The following is a 25,633-nucleotide window of genomic DNA, read 5'->3' on the forward strand; positions in this document are numbered from 1 at the left end:
GTCGATATCCGTTCTTCGACCGCGAGGTGTTGAAGTTGCAGACCGCTCTCTACTCCGTCCTCCCCGACGTGCCCCAGGCCGCCGCGATCTGGCTCAGCCTGCTGGCCGTCGTGGCCGTCGCCGTCGCCGCCCTGCTGGTGCGGCCGGGGCGGTTCCGCTTCGACGCCGGCACCCGGATCCGCCGGGCAGCCATGCCGAGCGAGCTGGAGCGGGTCCAGGAGAAGCGCGAGCAGACCCGGTACGTCGAGGAGGTCTCGGTGGCCGCCGACCGGGCCGCCACCACGGCGCAGCGGCTCCGCACCGAGTGGCTGGCCGCGCAGGACGACGTCGAGGCCGCCTGGACGGCGTACGAGGCCGCCGAGGCGCACGTCCGTCGGCTGGACGCCGCCGCCGCCATGCCTCTGCCGCGCACCGCCCGCACCCCCGCCGAGTACGTCGACCGCGAGCGTTACCTGCACCGGACCGCGCTGACCGCGTACTGGCGGCGGGAGCTGTCGGTGGAGCAGTTGACCGACATCTTCTCCCACCGGGCCGGGTGGGACCCGCGGCTGCACCCGGTCGAGCAGGAACTCGTGCTCCGCCGGGCCGTCCGCGACCATCTCTTCGCGCGACAGCAGGCCGCCCGGGAGCGCGAGCAGGAGACGTGGCGGGCCGCCGAGCGCGCCGCCGAGGCCGCCCGCAGCCTGCGCCAGGAGGCGTACGCGGCCACCGGACGCCGCCCGGAGGAGGAGGCGCCCTCGGTGCTGACCCTGCTCGGCGCGGCTGCCCCGACGACCGAGCAGACCGGGGAGATGCCGGCCGTTCCGGCCCGCGAGCGCACCGCCACGGCTCGGGGGCGGGCCGCCGTTCCCGCCTACTGACCACCACCGTCCCCCGTACGGGTGGCGAAGCGGGCGGACCGGGCGGCGCTGGGCTAGCGTGACGGTGTGTCCCGGGAGGTGTGGATCCTCGTCGGCGTCGTGGCGGTCGCGACGCTGATCGGTGCGGTGCTGCTCGCGATCCGGGTGATCCGTACCCGCCGGCTGCTCGGCTCGCTCGGGGTGAGCGGCAAGGTCGCCTTCTACGGGGCGCTGGTCTACACCGTGCTCCCGGTCGACCTGCTTCCGGACCCGATCTACCTCGACGACATGGGCGTGCTGGCCGTGGCGCTGGTCGTCCTGGGCCGGCTGGTCCGGCGACGCCGCGCCGCCGCCGTCGAGGCGCCCCGCACCCCGACCACACCGACTCCCCACCGCCCCACCCGCTGACCAGCCCTTCGACACGAAAAAGGCCGCTGGCCGGAGATCCACTCGATGTCGAAGATGTCGGGGTGTCCGAGGCGTCCGGACAACCCGATTCCAATGACATCGAGGTGATCTAGCCCTCGTCCTGGATGACGACCCGGACAGACGACGCAAAGCGTCAGAGACTGCCCAGCAGGCGCGTCAGGGTGATCTCGATGACGACCCGGTCCGGGTTCGGGCGGGGGGTGCGGTACCGCTCGGCGTACCGGCGCTCGGCCTCCGCCACCGCCGGCCGGTCGGACCGCACGACGGCCCGGCCCTCGATCGTCAACCAGCGCCGCCCGTCGACGTGGCACACCGCCACCGCCGCGCCCTCGGGCCCGGCCTCGGCGACGTGTCGGGCCTTGCGCGAGGTGCGGCTGGTGATCACCCGTGCGAGGTTCGCGTCGGCGTCGAAGGTGACCCCCACCGGTACGACGTGCGGGGTACCGTCCGCGCGCAGGGTGGTCAGCGTCGCGAGGTGCCGTTCCCGGCAGAACGCGGTGACCTGCTCGTCGTACGGGTCCAACCGATGGTCGCCCGGCATGTCCTGTCCCCTGTCTCGCGGTGCGACCCCGATCATGGCACGGTCCACCCCGCCGGTACGCCGGGGCCGGACCGCCTCCACCGTCAGGACAGGGCGGAATGCCGGCGGCAGCAGAGCGGTTGCACCCCCGGTGAGCCGGCGGGCCGCTCCGTGCGCCCGTCGGATACGTGAGCCGAGCGCCTTTCCCGGTGCTTGCCGTCTCCGGTGGCCGGAGGCGTCAGACCCCCCGAACGGAGCCCGACTGATGAATCCGATCGTGCAGAAGAGCTGCCTGTCCGTCGCCGGCCTGCTGGTGGCCGGTGGGTGCATCGCCGGCGTCGCCGGCGCGGCCTCCGCCGAGGCGACTCCGCTGAGCACCGCCCCGTTCGGCGCCATCGGCGTCGACATGTCCGACCGGGGCGCCGACAAGGGCGACCGGGCCGACAAGGACCGCAAGAGCGACCGGGCGGACAAGGTCCGGGACCGCCGGGCCGAGCGCATGGTGGGCATCGAGTACCAGGCGCAGCCCAACTTCTTCTACTGCGGCCCGGCGGCGACGCGGATCGCCCTGACCGCGCAGGGCAGGTCCCTGTCCCAGGACGACCTGGCCGCGAAGCTCGGCACCACCGAGGCCGGCACCGACTCGGCCCTGGACACCACCCGGGTGCTCAACGAGCTGACCGGTGCCGGGTACGAGACCCGCGAGATCCCGGGTCCGGTCGCCAAGCCGGAGGAGGTGGACCGGCTGCGCGCCGACGTGCTCGACGCGCTGGACGCCGGCCGTCCGGTGGTGGCCAACATCAAGGGCACCGCGGTCGACACCGACGGTGCACCGCACTCGTACGAGGGCGGCCACTACCTGACCCTGGTGGGTTACCGCGACGGCGGTGACCTGATCCGGATCGCCGACCCGGCCGCGCCGCAGGGCGAGTACTGGATGACCCTGGAGAAGGTCGCCAACTGGATCGCCGAGCGCGGCTACTCCGCCTGATCGGAGACGACGAACGAGGGCCGGTCCCCCCACGACGGGGGGACCGGCCCTCGGCTGTCCCGGCGGTCGGCGTACGCCGGGATCAACCCCGGTCCGCCCGGCTGACCTCGTCGATCAGGCCGGCGAGCAGTGCGGTCCGGGGTACGACGGAGTCCAGGTCCAGCCACTCCGACGGGCTGTGGTCGGCGCCGCCCACCGGGCCGAGCCCGTCGAGCACCGCGGCACCGGCCTCGGCCAGCAGGTTCGCGTCGGCGCAGCCGCCGGTGGCGGTGTGTGACACGGGTATGCCGAGTCCGGCGCCGACCTTCGCGGCCAGCTCCGTGAGCCGCTGACCGGCCGGGTCCAGCTCCCAGGGCGGGGTGGGGGCGTGCACGGCCAGCTCGCCGCGTACCCCGGGGACCATCGGCTCGCCGACCAGCCGGCGGATCTCGGTGAGCGCGGCCTCGTACTCCCGGGCGTGCCAGGCACGCAGGTCCACGAGCATGCGGGCCCGGTCGGGGACCACGTTGGGCCGGTCACCGGAGGTCAGGTGGCCGACGTTGACGGTCACGCCGGGCCACCGGCCGTTGAGCCCGTCCAGGGCGACGGTCAGCCGGGCGGCGGCGAGCAGGGCGTTCGCCCCGCGCTCCGGCTCGATGCCGGCGTGCGCGGCCCGACCGCGCAGCGTCACCTCCAGGTCCGCGACGCCCTTGCGGGCCGACACCAGGTCACCGTTGTCGCGGGCGCACTCCAGACAGAGGGCCACGTCGGCCTCGCCCCCGAGGGTACGCAGCAGCGGCCGGCTGCCCGTCGAGCCGATCTCCTCGTCCGGGGTGCAGACCAGCACCAGCTCGCCGTACTCGGCGCGGTCGAGCGCGGCCAGGACCTCGACGGCGGCCAGGCCGGCGAGTACGCCGCCCTTGTCGTCGCTGACACCCGGCCCGTACGCCCGGCCGCCCTGCACGCGGAACGGTCGGGCGGCGGCCGTGCCGGGCGGGAAGACGGTGTCCAGGTGGCCGGCGAGCAGGATCCGCCGGCGGCCCCGGCCCCGCCGCCGCCCGATGAGCACGTCGCCGAGCGGCGTGCCGGACGGGTCGGCGACCGGTTCCCGCTCGACGGACATGCCGGCTTCCAGGCACCACGTCTGCACGAGGTCGGCGACCTGCCGCAGCCCGTCCACCTGCCCGGACCCGGAGTCGACACCGACCAGCCGGGACAGGCGCTCGTGGTACGGGGCGAGCCGGTCCCCCGCCGCGGCGAGCAGGTCCGCGCTCTCCACCGGCACCACTTCCACGCTCACAGGACCTTGTCCAGGAACGCGCGGGTGCGGTCGTGCTTCGGGTTGCCGAGCACCTCGCTCGGCGGGCCGGCCTCGACGACGACACCGCCGTCGAGGAAGGCGACGGTGTCGCCGACCTCGCGGGCGAAGCCCATCTCGTGGGTGACCACGACCATCGTCATACCGTCGGCGGCGAGCGCCTTCATGACGTCCAGCACGTCGCCGACGAGTTCCGGGTCGAGCGCCGAGGTCGGCTCGTCGAAGAGCATCAGCTTGGGGTGCATGGCGAGCGCGCGGGCGATGGCGACCCGTTGCTGCTGCCCGCCGGAGAGCTGGGCGGGGTAGTTGTTCGCCTTCTCGGCGAGGCCCACCCGCTCCAGCAGCGTCATCGCCTCGGCGCGGGCCCGGTCGCGGGGCGTCCCGAGCACCCGCAGGGGCGCCTCGATGACGTTGCCGAGCGCGGTGAGGTGCGGAAAGAGGTTGAACCGCTGGAAGACCATGCCGATGTCGCGGCGACGGCGGGCGACCTCGCGGGCCTTCAGCTCGTAGAGCTTGTCGCCCTGGCGGCGGTAGCCGACCAGGTCGCCGTCGACCCAGAGCTGGCCACCGTCGATGCGTTCCAGGTGGTTGATGCAGCGCAGGAAGGTGGACTTGCCGGAGCCGGACGGCCCAAGCAGGCAGGCGACCTCGCCGGGGGCGACGGTCATGTCGATGCCCTTGAGGACCTCGACCGGCCCGAACCTCTTGGTGACGCTCTCGGCGCGCACCATCGGCCGCGTCTGGACGGGGGTCTGCGCCGCACCGGTGGTGGTGGCTTGCGTGGTCATCGGACTCCTCCCCGGGCGAAACCGCGGCCGAAACGGCGCTCGATCGCCCACTGGCCGGCGGACAGCAGGCTCACCAGCGCCAGGTACCAGATCGCCGCTACGACGAGCAGCGGGATCACCTTGTAGTTGCCCTGGTAGACGGTCTGCACGGCGGTCATCAGGTCACGACCGGCGATGATCGACACCAGTGCGGTGGACTTGAGCATGGTGATGGTCTCGTTGCCCATCGGCGGGATGATGACCCGCATCGCCTGGGGCAGGACGATCCGGCGCAGGGTGAGCGTCGGGCTCATGCCGAGCGCGGCCGCGGCCTCGGTCTGTCCGGTGTCCACGGCCAGGATGCCGCCGCGGATGACCTCGGCGGCGTACGCCATCTCGTTGAGCGACAGGGCGAGCACGGCGGCCACCGTGCCGGTGACCACGACGCTGGTCGGCTTGTCGAACAGGACCAGGTCGGTGAAGGGCAGGCTGAACGTGATCCGGGGAAACAGGGCGCCGAGGAAGCCGAAGAAGATGATCTGCACCAGCAGTGGGGTGCCCCGGAAGACCCAGATGAAGGCCCAGGAGACGGCACGCAGCACCGGGTTGGCGGACAGGCGCATGACGGCGAGCAGGACGCCGCCGACGGTGCCGAGCACCATCGCCAGCAGGGTCAGCCAGAGCGTGGTGACCACACCGTCGAGGATGTAGTCCTTGAACAGGTACTCGCCGATGGTGGCGGGTTCGAGGTTGGGGCTGTCCAGCAGCGCCCGGAGGAAGAGGGCCGCCACGCCGGCCACGAGGATCGCGGTCAGCCAGCGCCCGTAGTGCCGGACGGGAACCACCCGTACGGTCTCGGTGTCGCTCGTCATTGAGTGCCTCCAGCGGCGGGACCGGGTGAGCGTGAGGAATACAGCGCAGCGGAGCCCCGCAGTCGCGAACGAAAGACGGTGTGGTGCGGCGGTCGCCGGGCGCCTTCCGGGCCCGCCCTCACGGTTTCGGAAGGACGCCCGGCGACCGCGGTTCAGGGAGTCGCCTCCGCCGAGGTCAGTCGATGGCCTGGTCGATGGTGGCCGTCTTGACGGCGATCGGCTCCTGCTTCCACTGGGCGAGGATCTTGGTGTAGGTGCCGTCGTCGATCAGCGACTGCACCGCGGCCTGGTACGCCTGGGCCAGTTCCTTCTGGGCCTTGAGGAAACCGAAGCCGTTCGGGCTGGCCAGCCAGCCGTTCGGGGCGGTCGGGTCCTCGACCAGGTCGGCCTTGCCGGTCAGGGTGGGGGCGATGTCCACCAGGTTGACCTTGGTGGCGGCGACGACCTCGACGTTGCCGGCGATCAGCGCCTGCACCGCCTGCGGGTTCTCCGGGTACTCCTTGACCTCGATGGCCTTGCCGGCGCAGCTGGACTTGCTGTAGTCGGCGAGGTTCTTGGCCTGGTTGCTGGCCTTCTGCACGGCCACCTTGCGCCCGCACAGGTCGGCGACGGTCTTCACGGCGAGCGGGTTGCCGGTCTTGACCAGGAAGCCGGTGCCGGAGGCGGAGTAGTCGACGAAGGTGGCAACCTGCTGGCGCTCCTTCTTGTCGGTGATGCCGCCGGCGATGGCGTCGTACTTCGCGGCCTGCAGGCCCGGCACGAGGCCGTCGAAGGGCTGCTGGCTGAAGGTCGCCTTGATGCCCAGCCGGGCGGAGGCGGCCATGAACAGGTCGTAGTCCAGGCCCTTGAACTCGTCGGTACGGCCCTCGGTCTTGAAGTCGATGAAGGGCTCGTACGGGGCGTTGGTCGCCACGGTCAGGGTGCCGCGGCCCCGGATGTCGCCAGGGACCTTCTTGGCGAGGTTGGCGTCGGTGGTGACCGCACCGACGCCCTCGATGGTGACGGAGACGGTCTTGACCTCGTCGCTGCCGGAGCCGGCGGCGGTGGAGGAGTCGCCGCCGCAGCCGGCGGTGACGGCGAGGAGGGCCGTGGCGGTGGCGGTCAGGGCAAGGTGACGGATGCGCATGGGGTGTCCTTCCGGGTGCCAGTCGAACCAGCCCCCGGACTGTAACGCACATTACGATTTCGATGGGGTTACAGTTTTCTGTAACGCCGCCTCAGCTTCCTCCGAAGGTCTGCTGGGCCTGTTCCATCGCCTTGAGGCGCTTCCCGGCCACCGGCCCGAGCCGATCGATCAACGCCGCCACCAGCGTCTCCACCAGCGCCAACGTGGGCACGAAGCTGTCGTACGGCGAGGGCGACTCGACCCGGCTGGGCAGCACCACCTCGGCCAGACCGGCCACCGGGGAGAGCCACCGGTCGGTGAACAGGACCACCCGGGCGCCCCGCGCGGTGACCTCCCGGGCCAGGGCCAGCGTGGGCTCCTCGTACCGACGGAAGTCGAAGAGGGCGAAGAGATCCCGCCGACCCACGTCGACGAGCATGTCCGTGCGCTCCACCGGGGTCGCCGGTAGCAGGCGGCTTCCCCCGCGCACCTGCATCAGGTGCAGCACCAGGTAGTGCGCCAGCAGGCCGGAGAACCGGCCGCCCGCCGCCGTCACCCGCAGCTGCTGATCGGCGAAGAGGCGGACCGCCGCGTCCAGCTCCCCCTGGGGCAGCTCCGCCAACGTCCCGGCGACCGCCTCCGGCAGGGTCGCCGCCGCGCGGGGCAACGCGCCCTCCGGTGGGACCCCGGTGAGCTCCGCCGCCCGGTACGCGGTCAGCGGTGACGTCTCCCGCTCGGCCAGCTCGTCGCGCAGCGCCCGCTGGAACTCCGGGTACCCGCCGAACCCGAGCCGGCTGAGGAACCGCAGCACGGTCGGTGCGCTCACCTCCGCCCGCTCGGCCAGTGCGGCGACCGTGCCCAGCCCGGCGGCGGGGTACGAGGCCAGCAGGGCGCGGGCCACCCGACGCTCGGCCGGACTGCACTCGCCGAGCCGTTGGCGGATCAGCGCCGCCACACCCACAGCCGTTGACTCGTGGGATCCGGCGGCATGGTCGTCGTGCGCCGGATCAGGGCCCACGCCCGGCTCGCCGGCAGGATCGGAGGTCGACACGCGCTGAGCGTAGCCGTCGGTGAGTGCGCGGAAGGCGCGTCCTCCCGGGGGGACGAGGAGGACGCGCCTTCCGGCTCGGGTGGAATCAGGACTTGGCGACGGTGCAGGAGTAGTCGGCGGTGCCGGAGCCGGAGTACGCCTCCAGCTCGACGTAGTAGGTGGCCGATCCGGACGACGTCCTCGTCAGCGAGGCCGACTCGTCGGTGCCCGCCCCGCTGTTGACCGAACGGGTGACCGTGCTGCCGTTGGAGTTGAGCAGGTAGAGGTCGGCGTCGTAGGCGGTCGGGATCGCGCAGTTCACGGTCAGGGTCTGTCCACTGGCGACGCTCACCTTGAAGTAGTCCCGGTCGCTGGTGCTCTTCATGTCGCCGGTGAGGGTCAGCGGGTAGCTGTTGCCGGTGACGTCGTTGGCGGCGTTGCGGGTGTCGTTCGACTCGACCTCGGCGTACGAGGACCCGCCACCGGTCGGCGGCGGCGTGGTCGAGCAGTCGGTGACCGTCGTGCCGCTGTACAGGCTGCTGCTCGGCACTCCGTTGGTGACGCTCTTCAGGTAGTACCCGCAGGTGGGCCGGTTGGCGAAGTTGTAGGTCTGGCCGTTGGCGAGCTTCCAGATCTTGAAGTTGGAGTACGTGAGCGGCTGCCCCGACACGGCCACCTCGGGCTGGTGGTCACCGAGGACGACGTACGCGTTCGACCCGCTCAGCGTGGCGAGCCCGGTCTTGTCGATGAACAGCGACGCGCCCTCGTTGACGCCGACGCCCCAGGCCGCGCCGCCGCTGGTGCGGCCGTCCTTGATCGCCCGCGCCACGAACGCCATCGTGCGGCCCATCCGGTCGCGCTCCTGGAAGTGCGAGTCGTTGATGGTGTTGGCGTAGTTCGCCCAGCGGAACATGCCGGTGGTGAAGGTCATCGACCGGTCGTACGGGTCGTCCAGGGCGATCGCCGAGGTGGCGCTGGCCGCGCAGGCGTCGTACACGATGTCGCTGTTGATGTGGTGGCCGGCGCTGCCGCCGCCGACGCCGCCGCCCTTGGCCACGACGGACTCGACGGACGCCTCCAGCGAGGTGCCCTTCCAGGCGGCGTAGTTGCACTGGTTGCCGCCGGCGAAGTAGACGAACTCCGCGTTGCGGATGTCGGTGTTCACCTGGCTGTTGTTGCCGTCGTTGGCGTTTGTCAGCGTCAGCGTGGTGCAGGAGTTGACTCCTGCCAGGCCCATGATGTCGTCGCACTCGGGCGTGCCGCCGTCGGTCGCGGCGATGACGGCCACGTCGATCGTGCCGCTGCCGCCGCGGATGGCGTTGATCGCCTGCGTCATGGTGGCGGACACGACGCCGCCTGAGCCGTTCATGGTGTACGCCGGGCCGGACCAGGTCGTCCGGCTCACGTCGGTCGTGCTGCCCTGCCGGTCGCGGATGACCTGGGCCTGGGCGGCGGTCACCCCGATCGGGGCCACGGTGGCGACGAGGCTGGCGGCGGTGAGGACCGCGAGGCGGGTACGCAGGGGGTTGCGGACAGGGAACATGGGCACCTCCGAGGGGCCACGGATCGATGAAACAGAAGTTACATCTATTAACTTGACTGCTCAATACGTAACCTCTGTTACATCTTGATGACGACCCCGGTCGTCCACACCCGAGTCGGCCCGCAGCAGCGAAACCCGCTCGCCAAGCCGGTGGCCGGGTTGCCAGAATCGGTCGATGCCCATGCACGCCGACCAGGTCGACATCACCGTGGACGTCGTCTCCGCCCTCGTCGCGGACCAGTTCCCGCACTGGCGGGACCTTCCGGTACGCCCGGTCGTCTCGCACGGCACGGTGAACGCGCTGTTCCGCCTCGGCGACGACGTGGTGCTGCGCTTCCCGCTCCAGCCCGGTGACCCCGAGCGGCACGCCGACCTCGTCCGGGAGCAGGAGAACGCCCGCCGCCTCGCCCCGCTCCTGCCCCTGCCGGTGCCCGAGCCGCTGGCGCTGGGCGAGTCCGGTCCCGGCTACCCCGGGCCGTGGGCGGCGTACCGCTGGATCCCCGGCGAGACGGCGGGCACCGCCCGCGTACGCGATGTGGTGGAGTTCGCCGACGACCTGGCCGGCTTCGTGCGGGCGCTGCACGCGACGGACGCCGCCGGCCTGCGCTGGAACGGCCGCGGGCGCGGCGGTCCACTGGCCGGGATGGACGGGCACGTGGCCGGGTGGCTGTCCGCGGGCGCACACCTGACCGACACGGTCGCGCTGGCCCGGATCTGGGCGGAGTGCCGGGACGCGCCCGCGCACGACGGGCCGGACGTGTGGCTGCACGCCGACCTGATGCCGGGCAACCTGCTGGTCCGCGACGGCCGGCTCGCCGCGGTGATCGACCTGGGGGCGGTCGGCGTCGGAGACCCGGCGGTCGACCTGATGCCGGCGTGGAACCTGCTACCGGCCGAGGGCCGGGACCGGTACCGGAGGGCGCTCGACGTCGACGACGCGACGTGGGCGCGCGGGCGCGGCTGGGCGCTCGCCCAGGCGATCGGCTGCCTGGCGTACTACGTGGACACCAACCCGGTCATGTCCGCCACAGCCCGCCACACGCTGGACGCGATCCTGCACGAGCGTTAAGAAGGGCCCCTTGTACAACGCCAGGCGTTAACAAGGGGCCCTTCCTTTCACCTCACTTCGCGTTGATGCCGATCACGACGCCGGTGAACGAGGTCGACTCGCCGCTCCGGTACGCGGCGAAGCCCCGGCCCCGGGTCAACGTCGCCTCCCACTGCGGGTCGTCCTCGTACGAGACGTCCGAGACCGAGGCGCAGTCCGCGTTGGCGATCAGCGCCTCCGCGTTGGTGACCAGGCCGTAGTTCCAGAACACGTCCTTGGTCGGCGTCACGTTGCAGCCCGGGGCGCCGGTGACGCGCTCCTTGCCCGGGGCGAAGACCGGCTGCCAGCGGTCCGACCGGTACCGGTCGCCCTCGGTCAGCCGGGTCCAGCGCACGCCCTCGATGCCCCAGACCGGGGTATCGGTGGTCCGCGCCCAGCGCAGGTCGAGCACGGTCACGCCGCGCTGGCCGATCACCCGCAGCTTCTGGTGCCGCGAGCCCACGTTGGTGACCTCCAGCGCGGTGTTCTCGTCCAGGCCGAAGACCCGCTTGTTGCCGGTGTCCGAGGCGAGCCGGATGGACCGGGCCTCCCGGCCGCGCCGGGAGAAGTGGGTGTCCAGCAGGCCGTCGCGGAAGAACCCGAACCCGCCCTTGGGCAGGTAGCCGAGAACGGTGGAGTCGTCGAAGTAGCCGGGCTTCGACCCGTCCCGCAGGCCGGGGTCGACCGACCCGCCGGTGATCATGTCGCGGCCGGCCATGATCTGCGCGCCCGCGCTGGTGCCGGAGACGACCGCGCCCTGGCGGAGCTTGCGACGGACCGCGGCCAGCGCGGCCGAGTCGCGCTGCGCCTCGCCCCGGGTCATCGTCGTGACGTACCGGTACTGGTCGCCGCCGCCGAAGAAGAAGCCGGTCATCGAGTTGATCTGCGCGACCACGGCCGGGTCGTCGGCCTTCTCGGGCTGGTCCACGTCGATCGGGATCCACTGCGCGTCGGCCACGCCGTACTTCTTGAACAGGTTCGCGTAGTACTCGCCGTTGCAGACGCTGTTGTTGCAGTCCGGGGTGTCGGCGTCCGGGTCCTCCGACGGCGTCGGGGCCCCCGCGGTGAAGATGCCGATCCGGGCCTTTCCGGTGCCACCGGCGAGCCGGACGATGTCGCCGTAGATGGTGGCGTTGTCGTCGGCGAGTGCACCGCCGACCAGCACGAGGCTGCCACCCGAGCGGTGGTGGGACGGGGTGGCCGAGGCCGGAGCCGCGGCGAGGGGGACGCTCAACGCGACCGCCGTACACGCGCCGACCCCGAGGGTCAGCAGGCGGTTCAAGGGCATGACTGCTCCTCACTGGAGACCGTGAGGGCGGGCCGAGGTGAGCGTACGGCACAACATGCACAGCGACAACGGGCTGGGAGCGAGGTAGGTGGATTCGGTCGGCGACGGATGGGTACGAGGCCCTCAGCCGACCGTCCGCAACCGGTAAGGGGCCACCATGACCACATCACAGACCACTGAACAGGACGTCGTCGACGTCCTCACCGCCGACCACCGCGAGGTCGAGGTCCTCTTCGTCGAGCTGGAGAGCCGGCAGGGCACCCCGGAGCACCGCCGCCACCTGGCCGACGTGGTGATCGCCGAGCTGGTCCGCCACGCCATCGCCGAGGAGATGTACGTCTACCCGACCGCCCGCAAGGCGCTGCCGGACGGCGACCAGATCGCCGAGCACGAGATCTCCGAACACTCCGACGCCGAGCGCACGATGAAGGACCTGGAGTCGCTCGACCCGTCCGACGCCCGCTTCGACGAGTTGCTGGCCCACCTGACCAGCACGATCCGGCACCACGTGCAGGACGAGGAGTCGGACCTGTTCCCCCGCCTGCGGGCCGCGGTGGCGCGCGAGGAGATGGTCGAGCTGGCCGGCAAGGTGCAGGCCGCGAAGAAGTCCGCGCCGACCCGCCCGCACCCGGCGGCCCCGGACCGCCCGCCGGCGAACAAGATGCTCGCCCCCGGCACCGGCCTGGTGGACCGGGTCCGCGACGCCATCAGCGGTCGCCCCACCTCGATGGAGGAACTCCGCAAGAAGGAGAGCTGACCGGTAGAGACGGACGCTCCCGGGTCACCGCCGTCGCGGTGGCCCGGGAGCGTCCGATCTTTTCGTCAGCGGGGGGACGTGTCGCCCTCGCCCGTACGCGCCTGCGCCATGTCGACGCCCTTGTCGATCTGCTCGTCGTACTTGCCGCCGGTGCGCTTGTCGGCCATGTCGCCGGCCTTGTCCATGCCCTGGTCGACCTGCTTGTCGTGCTTGTCGGCGAACTCGTCGGCCTTCTTCAGAAAGTCGCTCACGACGTTCCTCCTCGCATCGGGGTTCGATCTACTGCGTTCCCTCGGTTGGGGACGGCAAACACCCGCCGACCGGACACAACGCCGCACAACGCCCCAGCGTCGCGAGGTGGGACACCGGTGTGGGCGGCGTACGATCCCTGCCGTGCACGAGACCCCGCATCGCCGACGGTTGATGTCGATCGTGACCGCGCTGGCGCTGCTGCTCGCGGGTTGCCAGGCCGATCCGAGCGCCGAGCCGGCCCGCTGGTCCGGCTCGGGTGCCACCCCGACGCCCCCGGCCGGTTCGCGCGCCGCACCGACCGCCGCGCCGGAGGCCGCCAGCGGCTTCGGCACCGCCCCCGTCGCCTGCCCCGACGCCCGGCCGGCACCGAGGTCCGCCAGCTCGCTCGACCCGACCGCCGCCTCGTACCTCGGACGCGACGGTGACGACGTCGCCAACGCCGTGGACGTCTCACCCACCTGCGAGGTCGTCGTCGGGGGCCGGTTCACCGGCCTGAGCGGCGGCACCGCGACCACCCTCGGCCGGGGCGGTGCGGGCGCGGTGCTGCGGCTCGACGGCACCGGGCGACAGCTGCTCGGCACCACGCGGCTCGCCGGCACGGTCGAGGACCTGGAGGTCCGGCGCGACGGCGGCGAGATCGCCGTCGCCACCGACCGTGGAGTGTGGCTGCTCGACCCGAAGGCGTCCACCGCCCGCTGGCAGCGCGGCAAGGGCGCGACGCGCGTCGCGGTCGGCGCCGCCGGCACGGTCGCGGCCCTCTCCGGCACGACCGTCACCGTGTACGACCTCAAGGGCGCGACCCTCGCCACCATCCGCCCCGAGGGGCGCGCCGTCAGCGACGTCGCCGTCGACGACCGCAGCGGCCTCGTCTTCGTCAGCGGATTCCGGCAGGTCAATGCCGGTCCGTGCGTGCCCGTGCAGATCGCGTACGTGCACGCCTACGACCGGCGGGGCGCGCTGCGCTGGCGCGCGTACGACCATGCGGCCGACCGGCTCGGCGACCTCTGCGCGGACAGCCGGGCCGACCGGGTGGCGATGGGCCGCGACGGGAAGCTCTATCTGGCCGGTGAGACCGCCGGCGGCAACACCATCTTCGCCCGCTCGGCCGCCGACCCGTCCCGCCCGGCGCCGAACGTCGTCATCGACAAGTTCACCCAGGCGTTCAACACCTCGAACGCGCACTACACCTACCTGGCCCGCCTCGACCCGGCCACCGGGCGGCAGCTCGCCGGGCAGGTCGTGATCAGCCGCATCGACAGCAAGGGCGACAAGGGCAACACCATCAAGCCGTACGCGGTCACCGCCGACGAGTCGGGCCGCGTCTACGCCGGCGGGGTGTCCGCGTACCAGATCGCCGACCGCTCCCGGATCACCCTCGGCGGCCGCCGCCTCGCCCCGTACGCCGGTGGTGACGCGTGGGTGCTGGTGCTGTCGGCGGACCTGAAGCGACGTACCTCCTGGGTGGTCTTCACCGACGGCGGCGCCGGCGCGGTCCGGGGGGTGGCCGCCGCGTCCGGGGTGGCCGCCGCCGTCGCGAAGGTCGACAAGGGGCCGTTCCACCGCGCCCGTGCCGTGCAGTCCGGCGACGGGGGCGGCTACGTCGTCGCGTGGCCCGGGCTGCCCTGATCCGCCTCGCCGCACACGGCGTACCCCGCGTGGGGTTCGGAGGTGCGCCCACCGGGTACCGACTCGCCGGAGATCGAGGAGGGCCGACGTGGTCGACGATGGTGCCGGGCAAACGCCCGATGTGAAGGCGGTCGGGGGCGCGGCCCCCCGGCAGACCTGGGCGGGGCTGCCCTGGCTGGTCCGCTCCGCAGTGGTGTGGAGCGCGTGCCTGATCGTGTTCGTGATCGCGCTGTACCTGCTGGGAAGGGTCGCGGTGCTGCTCGCGCCGCTGGCCATCGCGGTCGCGGTGACCCTCTTCCTGGCCGCGCTGCTCGACCCGGTGCAGCTGGCGTTGCGCCGGCTGCGGCTGCCCGGCTCGCTGGCCGCCCTGCTCACGGTCCTGCTGCTGCTCGGCATCCTGGTCGGCGTCGGCGCGATCGTGTGGAACCTGACCGCGGCCCAGTTCAGCGAGCTGAGTGAGGAACTGATCGCGGGCGTCGAGCGGACCCGCGACTTCGTGACCTCCACGCTGCCGGTGACCGACCAGCAGCTCGACCGGATCGTCCAGCAGGCGCGCTCGGGCCTCAGCCAGGGCGGGGGGCTCGACCCGCTGGCCGGCGCGCGGACCGCCGCCGAGGTGGTCGGCTCGACGCTGCTCGCACTGGTGCTGCTGTTCTTCCTGCTCAAGGACGGCCGCACGATGTGGCACTGGGTGCTGGACCGGATGACGGGCCCGCGCCGGGGCGTCACCGCCGAGGCGGGGCGCAACGGCTGGCGCACGCTCGGCGCGTACAGCCGGGGCACGATGATGATCGCGGCCATCGACGCGATCGGCATCGGGATCGCGTTGCTGGTGCTGCGGGTGCCGCTGGCGTTCCCGCTGGCGCTGATCACGTTCTTCGGCGGCTTCATCCCGATCGTCGGTGCGACGGTCGCCGGTGGGGTGGCCGTGCTGGTGGCGCTCGCCGCGAAGGGGCCGGTGACCGCGCTGTTCGTGCTGGCCGCCGTCATCGCCGTGCAGCAGATCGAGGGCAACCTGCTGGAGCCACTGATTATGAAGCGGCAGGTACGCCTGCACCCGGCCGTCATCCTGGTCGCGGTCACCGCCGGCACGCTCATCGCCGGCATCGCGGGCGCCTTCGTCTCGGTCCCGATCACGGCGGTGGCCTGGCGCGTCATCGACACGGTCCAACGCCGGCGCGAGGGCGCCCCACCGCCCCCCGCCGCTCCACCACCGCCCCCGGAGGCCACCCCCGCCGAAGCACGCTGACGCGGTGCCGCGTCTGCGCGGCGCGGGGCACGCTGCGTTGCGTTACGTTGATCATGAAGTTGTTGCCACGCGCCTCGGCGTGTCCCGGCAACAACTTCATGATCGGCGGGCGGGGCCGGCGACGGGCGCGGCCGGTCCGGTGGGGGCGGCGTCAGCGTAGGTGGGTCGTGAACCAGGTGGCTGCTTCGTGGGACACCTGCTCCAGGGTGCCGGGCTCCTCGAAGAGGTGGGTGGCGTCCGGGATGACGGTCAGCTCGGCGGTGTCGGGCAGGGCGTCCTGGGCCTGCTCGTTGAGCGTGATGACCTGCTCGTCGAGGCCGCCGACGAGCAGGAGCGTCGGGGCGCGTACGTGACCGAGGGCCGGGCCGGCCAGGTCGGGCCGCCCGCCCCGGGACACCACCGCCCGGACCAGGTCAGGTCGTTCGGCGGCGGCGACCAGCGCGGCGGCGGCCCCGGTGCTCGCACCGAAGAGACCGATCGGCAACCCCCCGGCCGCGCCGGTCGGGGCCGGGCCGAAGGGCTGCTCGCCGGCGAGCCAGTCGACGATCCCCGCCAACCGTCGCGCGAGCAGCCCGATGTCGAAGCGCAGCTCGGCGGTCCGCTCGTCCACCTCGTTCTCGCTGGGAGTCAGCAGGTCGACCAGGACGGTACCCAGCGCGCTGCGGTTGAGTACGTGCGCCACCGCCACGTTGCGCGGGCTGTGCCGGGAACTGCCGCTGCCGTGCGCGAACAGCACCACACCGGCCGTCTCCTCCGGCACCAGCAGGTCGGCGGCGAGGTCCACCTCGCCGGCCGGGATCGTCACCTCACGGCTGCGTACGTCCACGTTGCCCACCTCCACTCCCCCTCCGACTTCCCCTCGAACCCCCGCGCACACCGGTAAGGAAGGGCACCTTCTTAACGCCTCCGGTAGAGGACGAAGGGGCCGGGGGCGCTCCGGCGCAGCATGCGCCGCCGGCCCCTTCGCCAGGGCCCCCTGCTTAACGCCCCGGCGGCGGGCGTTAAGCAGGGGGCTCAACCCCCCGGCGGCGGGGCGCTTCCTGAGGGCGGTGGGTGTTTGTCGTGGGGGGCGTCGGGTAGGCGACGGGGGACCGCAGACCGTACCGGCGCGACCAGCGCCCCGACGGATCGCGAGGATCGCCATGGCGCAGCAGCAGCGAGGGTCCCGGCAGCAGACCGCCGAGCGGGACCGACAGGAACAGGACGCCGAACGCAACCGGGACTGGGCGGACGACGCCGCCCAGGCGCGTACCGCCGACGATCCGCGGGCGATGGCTCCGCGCGACGCCGCCGGCCGGCCCTCCCAGGGTCGCGCACTCTGAGTAGGCGTCGCCCGAGCGGCGACGGATGTTAAGAAGGGCCCCCCGTACAACGCCAGGCGTTAACGGGGGGCCCTTCCTTACACCTACTCGTCCCGTTCGGGGAGGCGGAGGAGGGGGGCGCGGCCGGGGGCCTGCTCCGGGCGCGGGCCGGTCACCTCGGCCGCCGGGATCGGCACCGTCACCGGTTCGGTGCCGGTGACCGTGACCAGCGTGCCGTAGTGCCGCAGCTCCAACTCCTTGTCCGGCTCGGCGTGCCGGAGCGCGTACGTGGTCTCGTGCGGCCGTACGTCGACCCGCAGCCGCATCCCGCGCCACTGGAGGTGGAACTCCAGCCGGGCGAGGCGGCTGGAGAGCCGGGGCGCGAAGGAGAGGGTGCCGTCGTGGTCGCGCAGCCCGCCGAACCCGGAGACCAGGGCGATCCACGCCCCCGCGAGCGACGCCATGTGCACGCCGTCGCGGGTGTTCTCGTTGAGGTCGTGCAGGTCCATCAGCGCGGCCTCGCGCAGGTAGCTGTGCGCCAGCTCGGGGTGGCCGACCTCGGCGGCGAGGACGGCCTGGGTGCACGCCGACAACGACGAGTCCCGGACGGTACGCCGCTCGTAGTAGAGGAAGTTGCGCAGTTTCTGGTCGGGGGTGAAGGCGTCGCCCCGCCAGTGCATGGCGAGCACCAGGTCGGCCTGCTTGATGACCTGCTTGCGGTACAGGTCGAAGTACGGGTAGTGCAGCAGCAGCGGGTACTTCTCCGGCGGCGTGTGCTCGAAGTCCCACTCCTGGAGGCGCGTGAAGCCCTCCACCTGCTCGTGGACGTCGATCTCCTCGTCGTACGGGATGTGCATGGACGCGGCGGCGTCCCGCCAGGCGGCGGCCTCCTCGTCGGTGACGCCGAGGTGGAAGGCCTCGTCCCGGTACCGCATCACGGCGTTGGCGGCGGTGACGAGGTTCCGCTGCGCCATCAGGTTGGTGTAGATGTTGTCGTTCTTCACGGCGGTGTACTCGTCGGGGCCGGTGACCCCGTCGATGTGGAACTGGCCGTGCCGGTCGTGGTGGCCGAGCGACCGCCAGAGCCGGGCGGTCTCGACCAGCAGCTCCAGGCCGATCTCCCGTTCCAGCGCGGTGTCCTGGGTGACCAGCACGTACCGCCGCAGCGCGTCGGCGACGTCGGCGGCGATGTGGAACGCGGCGGTGCCGGCCGGCCAGTAGCCGGAGGACTCCGCGCCCTCGATGGTCCGCCACGGGAAGGCCGCGCCCTTGAGGTTGAGCGTCCGGGCCCGCTCCCGCGCGGTGTCGAGGGTGCGGTGCCGCCAGTGCAGCGCGTCCCGCACGGCGTCGGGATGGGTGTACGTGAGCACCGGCAGCACGAACATCTCGGTGTCCCAGAACGCGTGGCCGTCGTACCCCGGTCCGGTGAGGCCCTTCGAGGAGATGGCCCGGCGTTCGGTCCGCGCGCCGGCCTGGAGAACGTGGAAGAGACCGAACCGGACCGCCTGCTGGACCTCCGGGTCGCCCTCCACTACCACGTCGGCGGCGTCCCAGAACTCGCCCAGGTATTCGCGCTGCTCCCGCAGCAGCCCCTCCCAGCCGTCCAGCTTCGCCCCGGCCAGCGCGGCGCCGACCTGGTCGCGCAGCGCCGGCAGTGACCGGCGACTGGACCAGCCGTACGTGAGGTACTTGACCACGCGCAGCTTCTCGCCCGGTTTGAGCACGCAGGCGATGGTGGTGCGGACCCAGTCCTCGTACCCCTCGGACTCCACGGTCGTCCGGACGGTGGTGTCGACCTCGTGGTCCATCGCGGCGGCGACCCGCAGCCCGGAGACCTTCGTCCGGTGGATGAGCAGACCGCCGTCGTCGGTGGTCAACTCCTCCTCGGCCAGCAGCGGAGACTCCAGCACGGCCGCCACCCGGGGGTCGCGGCTCTGCGGTGGCAGCGTCTCGTTGGCGACCAGCTCGGACTGCACGATGAGGCGCAGCGGGACGTCGACCGCCTCGACCTCGTAGTTGATCGCCGCGACCGCCCGCTGGCGGAACGACACCATGCGGGTGCTGCGGACCTTCACCTCCCGGCCGGCCGGGGAGCGCCAGTGCAGCTCGCGGTGGAGGGTGCCGGCGCGCATGTCGAGGATGCGTTCGTGGCCGAGGAGTTCGCCGTACCGGACGTCGAGCGGCTCGTCGTCGACGAGCAGCCGGATCAGCTTGCCGTTGGTGACGTTGACGACGGTCTGCCCGGACTCGGGGAAGCCGAAGCCGGCCTCCGCGTACGGCAGGGGGCGCAGTTCGAAGAAGGAGTTGAGGTAGGTGCCGGGGAGGCCGTGCGGCTCGCCCTCGTCGAGGTTGCCGCGCAGGCCGATGTGTCCGTTGGAGAGCGCGAAGACCGACTCGGACTGGGCCAGGACGTCCATGTCGAGCCGGGTCTCCCGGACGTGCCACGGCTCGACGGGATACGCCCGTTCCCGGATCACGCGGTCTCCCCGGTGTGCAGCAGGTCCGCGAGGTCGGTGACCACCACGTCCGCGCCGTGTTCCCGCAGTTCGGCGGCCTGGCCGACCCGGTCGACGCCGACCACGTACCCGAATCCGCCGGCCCGGCCGGCGGCGACCCCGGCGAGGGCGTCCTCGAAGACGACGGCGTTGGCGGGGTCGACGCCGAGCAGTTCCGCGCCGGCCAGGAACGTGTCGGGTGCGGGTTTGCCGCGCAGGCCGCGCGCGCGGGTGACGAGCCCGTCCACCCGGGCCTCGATGAACGGCTCCAGCCCGGCGGCGGCGAGCACCTCCCGGCCGTTGGCGCTGGCCGTGACGACCGCGCGGCGCAGGCCGGCGGCGGTGGCCGCCTCCAGGTACGCGACCGAGCCGGGATACACGTCAACCCCGTGGGTGCGCAGGTGCTCCAGTAGGAGCACGTTCTTGCGGTTGCCGACACCGTTGACGGTCTCCGCGTCCGACGGGTCGTCCGGCTGCCCCTCGGGGAGGACGATCCCGCGGGAGGCGAGGAAGGTACGTACGCCGTCGGCGCGGGGTCGCCCGTCGACGTACCGGTTGTAGTCGTCTCCGGGGTCGAACGGCCGGAAGGGTTCCCCGGTGGCGGCGGCGTGCCGCCGGAGGAAGTCGTCGAAGGTGGCTGTCCACGCGGCGTTGTGGACGCGGGCGGTCTGCGTCAGCACACCGTCCAGGTCGAAGAGACAGGCGGTCACATGAGCAGGCAGGCCCAGCACGGTACGAATCTATCCAGACCTCCGCGCCGGCAAACCGCGTTCGGGCGAAGGTGTTGACGCAACCTTTCGGTTGCCATACGTTTATGGCAACTGAACGGTTGCTACTTGAGGAGGTGCCCCGATGGGGTTCCCGGATCGGATCGAACGCACCGTCCGCATCGACCGACCGCTGGAGCGGGTGTGGGACGCGATCACGACGGCCGAGGGGCTCGGCACGTGGTTCGGCAACAGCGCCGAGATCGACCTGCGCGTCGGCGGCACCGCGACGCTGCGGTGGGACAGCGGCGACACGGCACGGTTGCGGATCGAACGACTCGACCCGAAGACGGTCCTCGGCTACACCTGGGGCATCAACGGCCTGCCCGAGGACGACCCGCGCCGGACGTACGTCGAGTTCACGCTCACCCCGGACGGCGACGGCACCAGCGTGACCGTGGTCGAGTCGGGCTTCGCCCAGTTGAGCCCGGACGCCTACGCCCACGCGTTCGAGGGCAACACCAAGGGCTGGGCCGCCGAGCTCGACGAGTTGGTCGCCTATCTCCATGGCTGACCAGGCTTCGGAATCCGTCGCGGAGGCCGTGTTCGTGGCGCTGGCCGACCCGAACCGGCGCGCCATTCTCGCGGCCCTCGCCGAGAAGGGGCCGGCCACCGCGACGGACCTCGCCACCCGACTGCCGATCACCCGGCAGGGGATCGCCAAGCACCTCGCACTGCTGGCCGAAGCGGGGCTGGTCGCCGCCGAGCCCGGCGAGCGGCGCCGGGTCCGCTACCGCCTCCAGTCCGGCCCGATGCGGGTGGCGCAGCAGTTCCTCGCCGCCCTGGCCCGCGACTGGGACGGCCCGCTGGCCGCCCTCCGCGCACATCTCGAATGAAGGAGCACCTCACGAGCGATCAGAGTTTCACCACCTCCTTTGTCGTGGACCAGTCCCCGACAACGAGGTCCGGAACGCGAAGGCATCGAGCCATCGTCGTCGCTGAGCCGGTCGCGACGACGTGCGGCGATGGGGTCGCGGCGAACGCGGCCCCATCACCCGACGACGACCGCTCAGTTCGGGCGCAGCGTCCAGACCACGGTCATCTCCGAGGTCGGCTTGCCCTCCTCGGTGGCGATCTCCACGCGTACCGAAAATTCCGGCCGCTGACCGGCGTCCAGCTCCGCGATCACCTCGGCCGCCGTGCGCCCCAGCCGGGCCGTCGCGCGCACCGAACCCATGGCGAGCTTGCGGTACGCGATGTCGGCGCGCACCGCAAGCGGCGTCGCCCGGTCGAGGAGGTGACCGAACGCGGCGAGCACGACCGCGCCGGACGCGGTCTCGCCGAGGGTGAACATCGCGCCCGCGTGCGGGCCGCCGACGTGGTTGTGGGTGGCCGGCGAGTCGGGCAGCCGGACGACGGCGCGGACGCCGCCGTCGCCCTCCGGAGCCACCTCGACGAATTCGAAGCCGAGCGTACGGGCGAAGGGCACCGCGTCGAGCATGCCGGCCGCCACCTGGCGCGAGTCGATGGTCATGCCCGCACGTTACCCGCGAGTAACTTCCCGGGCAAGAGCCGTCGGCAGCGCGACCGGCAAGGTCAACTCGACGTCAGTGAAGTCGGGCTGTCGAACGGCCGAGGACACCGCGATGTCAGTGATATCGAGTCGACCATGGCGGTGCTGCCGGCCGGAGCCTCAGTGGCGCTTGGCGAACCTCACGAACGCTCGCCAGGTCGCCGGGCCGAAGATCAGCACCGGCCCCTGCCGATGCTTGCTGTCCCGCACGCCGACCACACCGGGCAGGTTGTCGGCCACCTCTACGCAGTCGCCTTGGTTGCCGCTGCTCCGAGTGCTCTTGCGCCAGATCGCGCCGGTCAGGTCCATGCCTCTGCCGCCTCCGAGATCATCCTGAGCGTGGCCCCGTGGGGCAACGCCTCCGCCCGCACGGACTCCCAGGTCTGCCGCAGGGAGTTTACGTCGACCGCGCGCTCCACAATGGTCCCCCGCATTTGGTTGTCGAGGTAGACGATGTCGTCGCCCTCGGGTGGAGTGGCGACGACGAACGCGCCGTTCAGCCCCGGGTACGCCCCGACGTCACGCGGCACCAGGTGCAGATGCACCCGGGGTCGACGACCCACCTCGACCAGGTGACGGAGCTGGTCGCGCATCACCTGCGGTCCGCCGACCGGCCGTTCCAGCACGGTGCGATCGAGCACCACCACGAACTGCGGCGGCGACGGTCGGTTCAACACCCCCTGCCGAGCGAGCCGGGCCGCGAGCGGCTGCTCGACCTCCTCACCCACGAGCTGCGCCGCGCCCTCGTAGAGCGCCCGCGCGTACGCCTCCGTCTGGAGCAGGCCCGGCACGACCAGCGGCTGGAAGCTCCGCAGTGTCAACGCCTCCTGCTCGATCGTCACCCACTCGCGGAACCACGGCATCAGGCTCTCCCGCAGGATCGCCTCCCGGATCCGGACCAGCAGACCACCCGCGGCCAGGACCTCGTCGCATCGCTGGGTGAACTCCTCGCGGGGCGGGCGACGAGACTGTTCCACCGCCGCCACCAGCGAGGCGGAGTAGTTGAGTCGTTCGCCGAGCGCCTCCTGGGACATCCCGGCGTCGGTCCGCAACCGGCGCAGCTCACCGGCGAACAACTCCAGCATCGGCATTCCCGACATCTGCACACCTCTGCACGCGAGCGACAGCCGATTGCACGACCGAGCTGGTAGGGCACGAACGCCTTCCGACAGTAGTCGCGCCCTCACCAGACTGTCACTCGTGATCCGCCACCAGCTTCCGCAGCCGCCCTACGGTCCCCCGCCGGACCGTCCCCGGCCGCACCCGTCGCACGCCACGCCGCACACCCCGCTCCGCCCGATGTGGTGCTGCCGGGCCTGCGGTCAGCCCTGGCCGTGCGCGCACGCCCGGCTGCTGCTCAAGATCGAGTACGAGGACAACGCCGTCGGCCTGTCGATCTACCTCTGTGGGCTGCTCTACGAGGCGGCCCGCGACCTGTACCGGCTCAACCCCGACGACGGCCCCAGCCCTCGGGACCTCTTCACCAGGTTCGTGGCCTGGGGCCCGTACCGTCGGCCCCACCCGCCGGGTTAGGAGCCGCTCCACGCGGTCTCGGCGTGGTGCCGCTGGTCCCGCGCGTACTCCCGCAGCACCGCCCGGGTGTCGCCGCCGACCCGCAGGAAGTCGTCGTCGAGCACCGTGGCGAGGTCGTCCAGCGCGCAGCCCAGCATCCGGCCCGCCGTACGGACATGCGGGTCGGTCGACTCGGCGGCCAGGTCCACCAGGTCCAGCGCGTACCGGAGCATGGCCGGCAGGGCGGTCTCCTCGGTCTGTTCCCGGAAGTAGTAGCTCGTGGGGAACTGGGTCAGGTCGACCCTGACCTCGGCCACCGCCGCCGCCAGGTCGGCCAGCAGGTCCGGCGGAAGGTGCTCGGGCGGCTCGTCCTCCGGGTGGTTGCGGGCCCGGCGCAGCACCGACAGGCGCAGCGCCAGGACGCGACGCCGGGTCAGCGCCGGGTAGATCTCCACGACCCACGCGACCACGGCGGTGAGCAGCGAGAAGCCGATCAACGCCTCGATCGGCGTGGCGAGGCGCATCCAGATGGAGGTCGGCGCGATGTCGCCGAAGCCGAGCGTCGTGACCGTCACCAGCGACAGGTAGACCGCGTCGAGCAGGCTGTTGCGCTCGTGCGACTCGACGGAGAAGGCGAAACCCTCCGGCATGTCCGCGAGGTAGACCAGGGCCCAGCCGACGATGGTCGCCAGGCTCCAGAGCAGGGCCACCGCCGCCATGCCGAGCGGTCCGGCCAGGCCGGAGATGCGCCCCTTCCGGCCGCCCCGGCTGGTGGAGCGCCACACCAGCCGCATCACCAGTCGGGCGAGGGTGCCCCGGCCGGCGGGGTGCAGCAGCGTGTGGAACACGTCCCGGAGCACGATGACGACGACGCCGATGCCCACCACCGTCGACACCCAGTCCATCGGTCCCGCCTCCGGTGCGCCGCCACGGTTGCCGCTCATTATCCCGAGCCGGCACGCACCGCGACCGGCACACGGTCGACAAGGCGTTAAGGAGGGGCCCTTCCTCTACACCAGGCGTTAATAGGGTGCCCTTCCTTACCACTCAGCGCCAGCCGACGTCGATGCGGTCGCCGCGTTCGTCGAAGAAGTGCAGGGCGTCCATGCGTACCTGGACCGCCATGGGGTGACCGGAGGTGACCGCGGGGTACGGCGCGAGCCGTACGGCGAGTTCCGCCGGGCGGCGGTGGTGACGGCCCGGGTCGTGGAGCACGCTGGTCCGCGAGCCGGAGCCCGGCTCGGCCGGGTCCTCCTGGTCGGCGGAGCGCCCGGCGAACCGCTGCACGACCTGACCGAAGAGGCGCAGCCCGCGCTGGCCACCGGCCGGCGTCTCGACCGGGCCGCTGCTCATCTCGTCGACGACGACGGCGGTGGCGCCGATGTCGAGGAAGGCGAGGGACTCGTGCCCGTGGTGCTCCAGGTAGCGGATGCGGCCCTGGAGGACGTCGCCGGGGCTGTCCGGAGCGACCGGGGTGAGCGCCTCCGCGCGCATGCCCACGACGATCCGCTCCCCGTGGTAGTGCGCCACGGCCCGGGTGCGGATGTCGTTCCACGGCAGGTAGAGCGCCTGGTCGCCGAGGGTGAGGGTGACGTACCGGTCGAGGTGGACGTAGACCGACGCCTCCAGCAGGTTCATCCGGGGGCTGCCGAGGAACGCGGCCACGTAGAGGGTGGCCGGCCGGCCGTACACCTGGGTGGGGGTGCCGACGTCCTGGAGGACACCCTTGCGCATGATGGCGACCCGGTCGGCCATGGTGAGCGCCTCGGCCTGGTCGTGGGTCACGTAGATGGTGGTGACGCCCAGTTCCCGCGTCAGACCGGAGATCTCCGCACGCAGCTCGGCGCGGAGGCCGCTGTCCAGGTTGGACAGCGGCTCGTCCATCAGAAAGAGCCCCGGACGGCGGACGATCGCGCGGCCCATGGCGACGCGCTGGCGCTGCCCGCCGGAGAGCTGGCTGGGTTTGCGGGCGAGCACGTCGCCGATGCCCAGCGCGCTGGCCACGTCGGTGACCCGCTCGCCGCGGCGCTCCGGCTCCAGACCGGCCAGCCGGAGCGGGAACGCGATGTTGTCGTTCACGGACATGTGCGGGTACAGGGCGAAGTCCTGGAAGACCATCGCGACGCCGCGTTCCCGGGGCGGCAGGTCGTTGGCGAGTTCGCCGTTCAGCAGCACCGCGCCGGAGGTCGGGTCCTCCAGGCCGGCGACCATCCGGAGGACGGTCGACTTGCCGCATCCGGACGGGCCGAGCAGCACCATGAACTCGCCGTCCTCGACGTCCAGGTTGACGGTGTCGACGGCGAGCGTGCCGTCCTTGAACACCTTTGTGACATCCTTGAGCGCGACGGTGGTCACCGTCTCCTCCCCCAGTTCGCCGGTCAGACCCCGGCAAT

At 72.1% G+C, this 25,633-nt stretch carries 28 protein-coding genes; 11 read left to right on the forward strand and 17 right to left on the reverse strand.

Annotation, left to right across the window (positions count from 1 at the left end; translation table 11 throughout):
• The first annotated feature begins 26 nt into the window (after positions 1 to 26).
• Both ACTMSW_RS16800 and ACTMSW_RS16805 read left to right on the forward strand, forming a co-directional pair.
• The gene (locus tag ACTMSW_RS16800) at positions 27 to 860 is read left to right on the forward strand and encodes a hypothetical protein (protein WP_441181543.1); all 834 of its coding nucleotides are present in this window, start codon (positions 27 to 29) and stop codon (positions 858 to 860) included.
• A gap of 66 nt (positions 861 to 926) precedes the next feature.
• A complete protein-coding gene (locus ACTMSW_RS16805; RefSeq protein WP_441181544.1) occupies positions 927 to 1,247 on the forward strand; it encodes a DUF1232 domain-containing protein in 321 nt (106 codons plus the stop codon).
• 154 nt (positions 1,248 to 1,401) lie between these two features.
• On the opposite strand, the gene ACTMSW_RS16810 is transcribed toward ACTMSW_RS16805, so the two are convergent.
• A complete protein-coding gene (locus tag ACTMSW_RS16810) occupies positions 1,402 to 1,809 on the reverse strand; it encodes a pyridoxamine 5'-phosphate oxidase family protein (protein WP_441181545.1) in 408 nt (135 codons plus the stop codon).
• 244 nt (positions 1,810 to 2,053) lie between these two features.
• On the opposite strand from ACTMSW_RS16810, the gene ACTMSW_RS16815 reads away from it, so the two are divergent.
• Positions 2,054 to 2,779, forward strand: coding sequence for a C39 family peptidase (locus ACTMSW_RS16815; RefSeq protein WP_441181546.1), 726 nt, complete (start codon positions 2,054 to 2,056; stop codon positions 2,777 to 2,779).
• Between the two features lie 82 nt (positions 2,780 to 2,861).
• On the opposite strand, the gene ACTMSW_RS16820 is transcribed toward ACTMSW_RS16815, so the two are convergent.
• The 6 genes from ACTMSW_RS16820 to ACTMSW_RS16845 form a co-directional block, all read right to left on the reverse strand.
• Positions 2,862 to 4,058, reverse strand: coding sequence for a M20/M25/M40 family metallo-hydrolase (locus tag ACTMSW_RS16820; protein ID WP_441181547.1), 1,197 nt, complete (start codon positions 4,056 to 4,058; stop codon positions 2,862 to 2,864).
• On the reverse strand, positions 4,055 to 4,864 hold the full coding sequence (locus tag ACTMSW_RS16825; RefSeq protein ID WP_441181548.1) for an amino acid ABC transporter ATP-binding protein: 810 nt from the start codon (positions 4,862 to 4,864) through the stop codon (positions 4,055 to 4,057). The genes ACTMSW_RS16820 and ACTMSW_RS16825 overlap by 4 nt, the downstream gene beginning before the upstream one ends.
• Positions 4,861 to 5,715 carry an amino acid ABC transporter permease gene (locus tag ACTMSW_RS16830; RefSeq protein WP_441181549.1) on the reverse strand — a complete coding sequence of 285 codons (855 nt, stop codon included), beginning with the start codon at positions 5,713 to 5,715 and terminating at the stop codon, positions 4,861 to 4,863. Before ACTMSW_RS16830 ends, ACTMSW_RS16825 begins: the two co-directional genes overlap by 4 nt.
• A gap of 175 nt (positions 5,716 to 5,890) precedes the next feature.
• Positions 5,891 to 6,841 carry a transporter substrate-binding domain-containing protein gene (locus ACTMSW_RS16835; RefSeq protein ID WP_441181550.1) on the reverse strand — a complete coding sequence of 317 codons (951 nt, stop codon included), beginning with the start codon at positions 6,839 to 6,841 and terminating at the stop codon, positions 5,891 to 5,893.
• A 91-nt stretch (positions 6,842 to 6,932) separates the two neighbouring features.
• The gene (locus tag ACTMSW_RS16840) at positions 6,933 to 7,871 is read right to left on the reverse strand and encodes a MurR/RpiR family transcriptional regulator (RefSeq protein WP_441181551.1); all 939 of its coding nucleotides are present in this window, start codon (positions 7,869 to 7,871) and stop codon (positions 6,933 to 6,935) included.
• An 85-nt stretch (positions 7,872 to 7,956) separates the two neighbouring features.
• On the reverse strand, positions 7,957 to 9,393 hold the full coding sequence (locus ACTMSW_RS16845; protein WP_441181552.1) for a pre-peptidase C-terminal domain-containing protein: 1,437 nt from the start codon (positions 9,391 to 9,393) through the stop codon (positions 7,957 to 7,959).
• A gap of 175 nt (positions 9,394 to 9,568) precedes the next feature.
• Between ACTMSW_RS16845 and ACTMSW_RS16850 the strand changes: the two genes are divergently transcribed.
• Positions 9,569 to 10,462: an aminoglycoside phosphotransferase family protein gene (locus ACTMSW_RS16850; protein WP_441181553.1), complete on the forward strand. Its 894-nt coding sequence runs from the start codon at positions 9,569 to 9,571 to the stop codon at positions 10,460 to 10,462.
• Between the two features lie 52 nt (positions 10,463 to 10,514).
• On the opposite strand, the gene ACTMSW_RS16855 is transcribed toward ACTMSW_RS16850, so the two are convergent.
• Positions 10,515 to 11,768 carry a cyanophycinase gene (locus tag ACTMSW_RS16855; RefSeq protein WP_441181554.1) on the reverse strand — a complete coding sequence of 418 codons (1,254 nt, stop codon included), beginning with the start codon at positions 11,766 to 11,768 and terminating at the stop codon, positions 10,515 to 10,517.
• Positions 11,769 to 11,925: 157 nt separating this feature from the next.
• On the opposite strand from ACTMSW_RS16855, the gene ACTMSW_RS16860 reads away from it, so the two are divergent.
• Positions 11,926 to 12,525 carry a hemerythrin domain-containing protein gene (locus ACTMSW_RS16860; protein ID WP_441181555.1) on the forward strand — a complete coding sequence of 200 codons (600 nt, stop codon included), beginning with the start codon at positions 11,926 to 11,928 and terminating at the stop codon, positions 12,523 to 12,525.
• Between the two features lie 65 nt (positions 12,526 to 12,590).
• Here the strand turns inward: ACTMSW_RS16860 and ACTMSW_RS16865 are convergent, their stop codons facing one another.
• Positions 12,591 to 12,776: an antitoxin gene (locus ACTMSW_RS16865; protein ID WP_441181556.1), complete on the reverse strand. Its 186-nt coding sequence runs from the start codon at positions 12,774 to 12,776 to the stop codon at positions 12,591 to 12,593.
• 142 nt (positions 12,777 to 12,918) lie between these two features.
• On the opposite strand from ACTMSW_RS16865, the gene ACTMSW_RS16870 reads away from it, so the two are divergent.
• Positions 12,919 to 14,403, forward strand: coding sequence for a hypothetical protein (locus ACTMSW_RS16870; protein ID WP_441181557.1), 1,485 nt, complete (start codon positions 12,919 to 12,921; stop codon positions 14,401 to 14,403).
• 88 nt (positions 14,404 to 14,491) lie between these two features.
• Positions 14,492 to 15,652 (forward strand): AI-2E family transporter, encoded by a 1,161-nt coding sequence (locus tag ACTMSW_RS16875; RefSeq protein WP_441181558.1) that lies wholly within the window; start codon positions 14,492 to 14,494, stop codon positions 15,650 to 15,652.
• Positions 15,653 to 15,803: 151 nt separating this feature from the next.
• On the opposite strand, the gene ACTMSW_RS16880 is transcribed toward ACTMSW_RS16875, so the two are convergent.
• Positions 15,804 to 16,478, reverse strand: coding sequence for a dienelactone hydrolase family protein (locus ACTMSW_RS16880; RefSeq protein WP_441181770.1), 675 nt, complete (start codon positions 16,476 to 16,478; stop codon positions 15,804 to 15,806).
• A gap of 316 nt (positions 16,479 to 16,794) precedes the next feature.
• Between ACTMSW_RS16880 and ACTMSW_RS16885 the strand changes: the two genes are divergently transcribed.
• Positions 16,795 to 16,974, forward strand: a complete 180-nt coding sequence (locus tag ACTMSW_RS16885; RefSeq protein WP_441181559.1) for a hypothetical protein — start codon at positions 16,795 to 16,797, stop codon at positions 16,972 to 16,974.
• Between the two features lie 83 nt (positions 16,975 to 17,057).
• Here the strand turns inward: ACTMSW_RS16885 and ACTMSW_RS16890 are convergent, their stop codons facing one another.
• The gene (locus ACTMSW_RS16890; protein ID WP_441181560.1) at positions 17,058 to 19,430 is read right to left on the reverse strand and encodes a glycoside hydrolase family 65 protein; all 2,373 of its coding nucleotides are present in this window, start codon (positions 19,428 to 19,430) and stop codon (positions 17,058 to 17,060) included.
• Positions 19,427 to 20,179, reverse strand: a complete 753-nt coding sequence (locus ACTMSW_RS16895) for a beta-phosphoglucomutase family hydrolase (RefSeq protein ID WP_441181561.1) — start codon at positions 20,177 to 20,179, stop codon at positions 19,427 to 19,429. Before ACTMSW_RS16895 ends, ACTMSW_RS16890 begins: the two co-directional genes overlap by 4 nt.
• Positions 20,180 to 20,300: 121 nt before the next feature.
• Here ACTMSW_RS16895 and ACTMSW_RS16900 point away from each other — a divergent pair, with 121 nt between their 5' ends.
• Together ACTMSW_RS16900 and ACTMSW_RS16905 are read left to right on the forward strand one after the other, a co-directional pair.
• On the forward strand, positions 20,301 to 20,729 hold the full coding sequence (locus tag ACTMSW_RS16900) for an SRPBCC domain-containing protein (RefSeq protein WP_441181562.1): 429 nt from the start codon (positions 20,301 to 20,303) through the stop codon (positions 20,727 to 20,729).
• Positions 20,722 to 21,051 carry an ArsR/SmtB family transcription factor gene (locus ACTMSW_RS16905; protein ID WP_441181563.1) on the forward strand — a complete coding sequence of 110 codons (330 nt, stop codon included), beginning with the start codon at positions 20,722 to 20,724 and terminating at the stop codon, positions 21,049 to 21,051. The genes ACTMSW_RS16900 and ACTMSW_RS16905 overlap by 8 nt, the downstream gene beginning before the upstream one ends.
• A 173-nt stretch (positions 21,052 to 21,224) precedes the next feature.
• On the opposite strand, the gene ACTMSW_RS16910 is transcribed toward ACTMSW_RS16905, so the two are convergent.
• The 3 genes from ACTMSW_RS16910 to ACTMSW_RS16920 all read right to left on the reverse strand — a co-directional run bounded on the left by ACTMSW_RS16910 (position 21,225) and on the right by ACTMSW_RS16920 (position 22,828).
• Positions 21,225 to 21,689, reverse strand: a complete 465-nt coding sequence (locus ACTMSW_RS16910) for a DUF4442 domain-containing protein (RefSeq protein WP_441181564.1) — start codon at positions 21,687 to 21,689, stop codon at positions 21,225 to 21,227.
• 159 nt (positions 21,690 to 21,848) lie between these two features.
• Positions 21,849 to 22,037 (reverse strand): DUF397 domain-containing protein, encoded by a 189-nt coding sequence (locus ACTMSW_RS16915; protein WP_441181565.1) that lies wholly within the window; start codon positions 22,035 to 22,037, stop codon positions 21,849 to 21,851.
• A complete protein-coding gene (locus tag ACTMSW_RS16920) occupies positions 22,028 to 22,828 on the reverse strand; it encodes a helix-turn-helix domain-containing protein (protein WP_441181566.1) in 801 nt (266 codons plus the stop codon). Before ACTMSW_RS16920 ends, ACTMSW_RS16915 begins: the two co-directional genes overlap by 10 nt.
• 100 nt (positions 22,829 to 22,928) lie before the next feature.
• Here ACTMSW_RS16920 and ACTMSW_RS16925 point away from each other — a divergent pair, with 100 nt between their 5' ends.
• The gene (locus ACTMSW_RS16925; protein WP_441181567.1) at positions 22,929 to 23,261 is read left to right on the forward strand and encodes a hypothetical protein; all 333 of its coding nucleotides are present in this window, start codon (positions 22,929 to 22,931) and stop codon (positions 23,259 to 23,261) included.
• Here the strand turns inward: ACTMSW_RS16925 and ACTMSW_RS16930 are convergent.
• Complete coding sequence (locus ACTMSW_RS16930) at positions 23,258 to 24,184, reverse strand: potassium channel family protein (RefSeq protein ID WP_441181568.1); 927 nt, start codon at positions 24,182 to 24,184, stop codon at positions 23,258 to 23,260. The genes ACTMSW_RS16925 and ACTMSW_RS16930 overlap by 4 nt on opposite strands.
• A 103-nt stretch (positions 24,185 to 24,287) precedes the next feature.
• Positions 24,288 to 25,595 (reverse strand): ABC transporter ATP-binding protein, encoded by a 1,308-nt coding sequence (locus ACTMSW_RS16935; RefSeq protein WP_441181569.1) that lies wholly within the window; start codon positions 25,593 to 25,595, stop codon positions 24,288 to 24,290.
• Between the last annotated feature and the right edge of the window lie 38 nt (positions 25,596 to 25,633).

It is taken from the genome of Micromonospora sp. BQ11, from assembly GCF_052068135.1.
Classification (GTDB): Bacteria; Actinomycetota; Actinomycetes; order Mycobacteriales; family Micromonosporaceae; genus Micromonospora.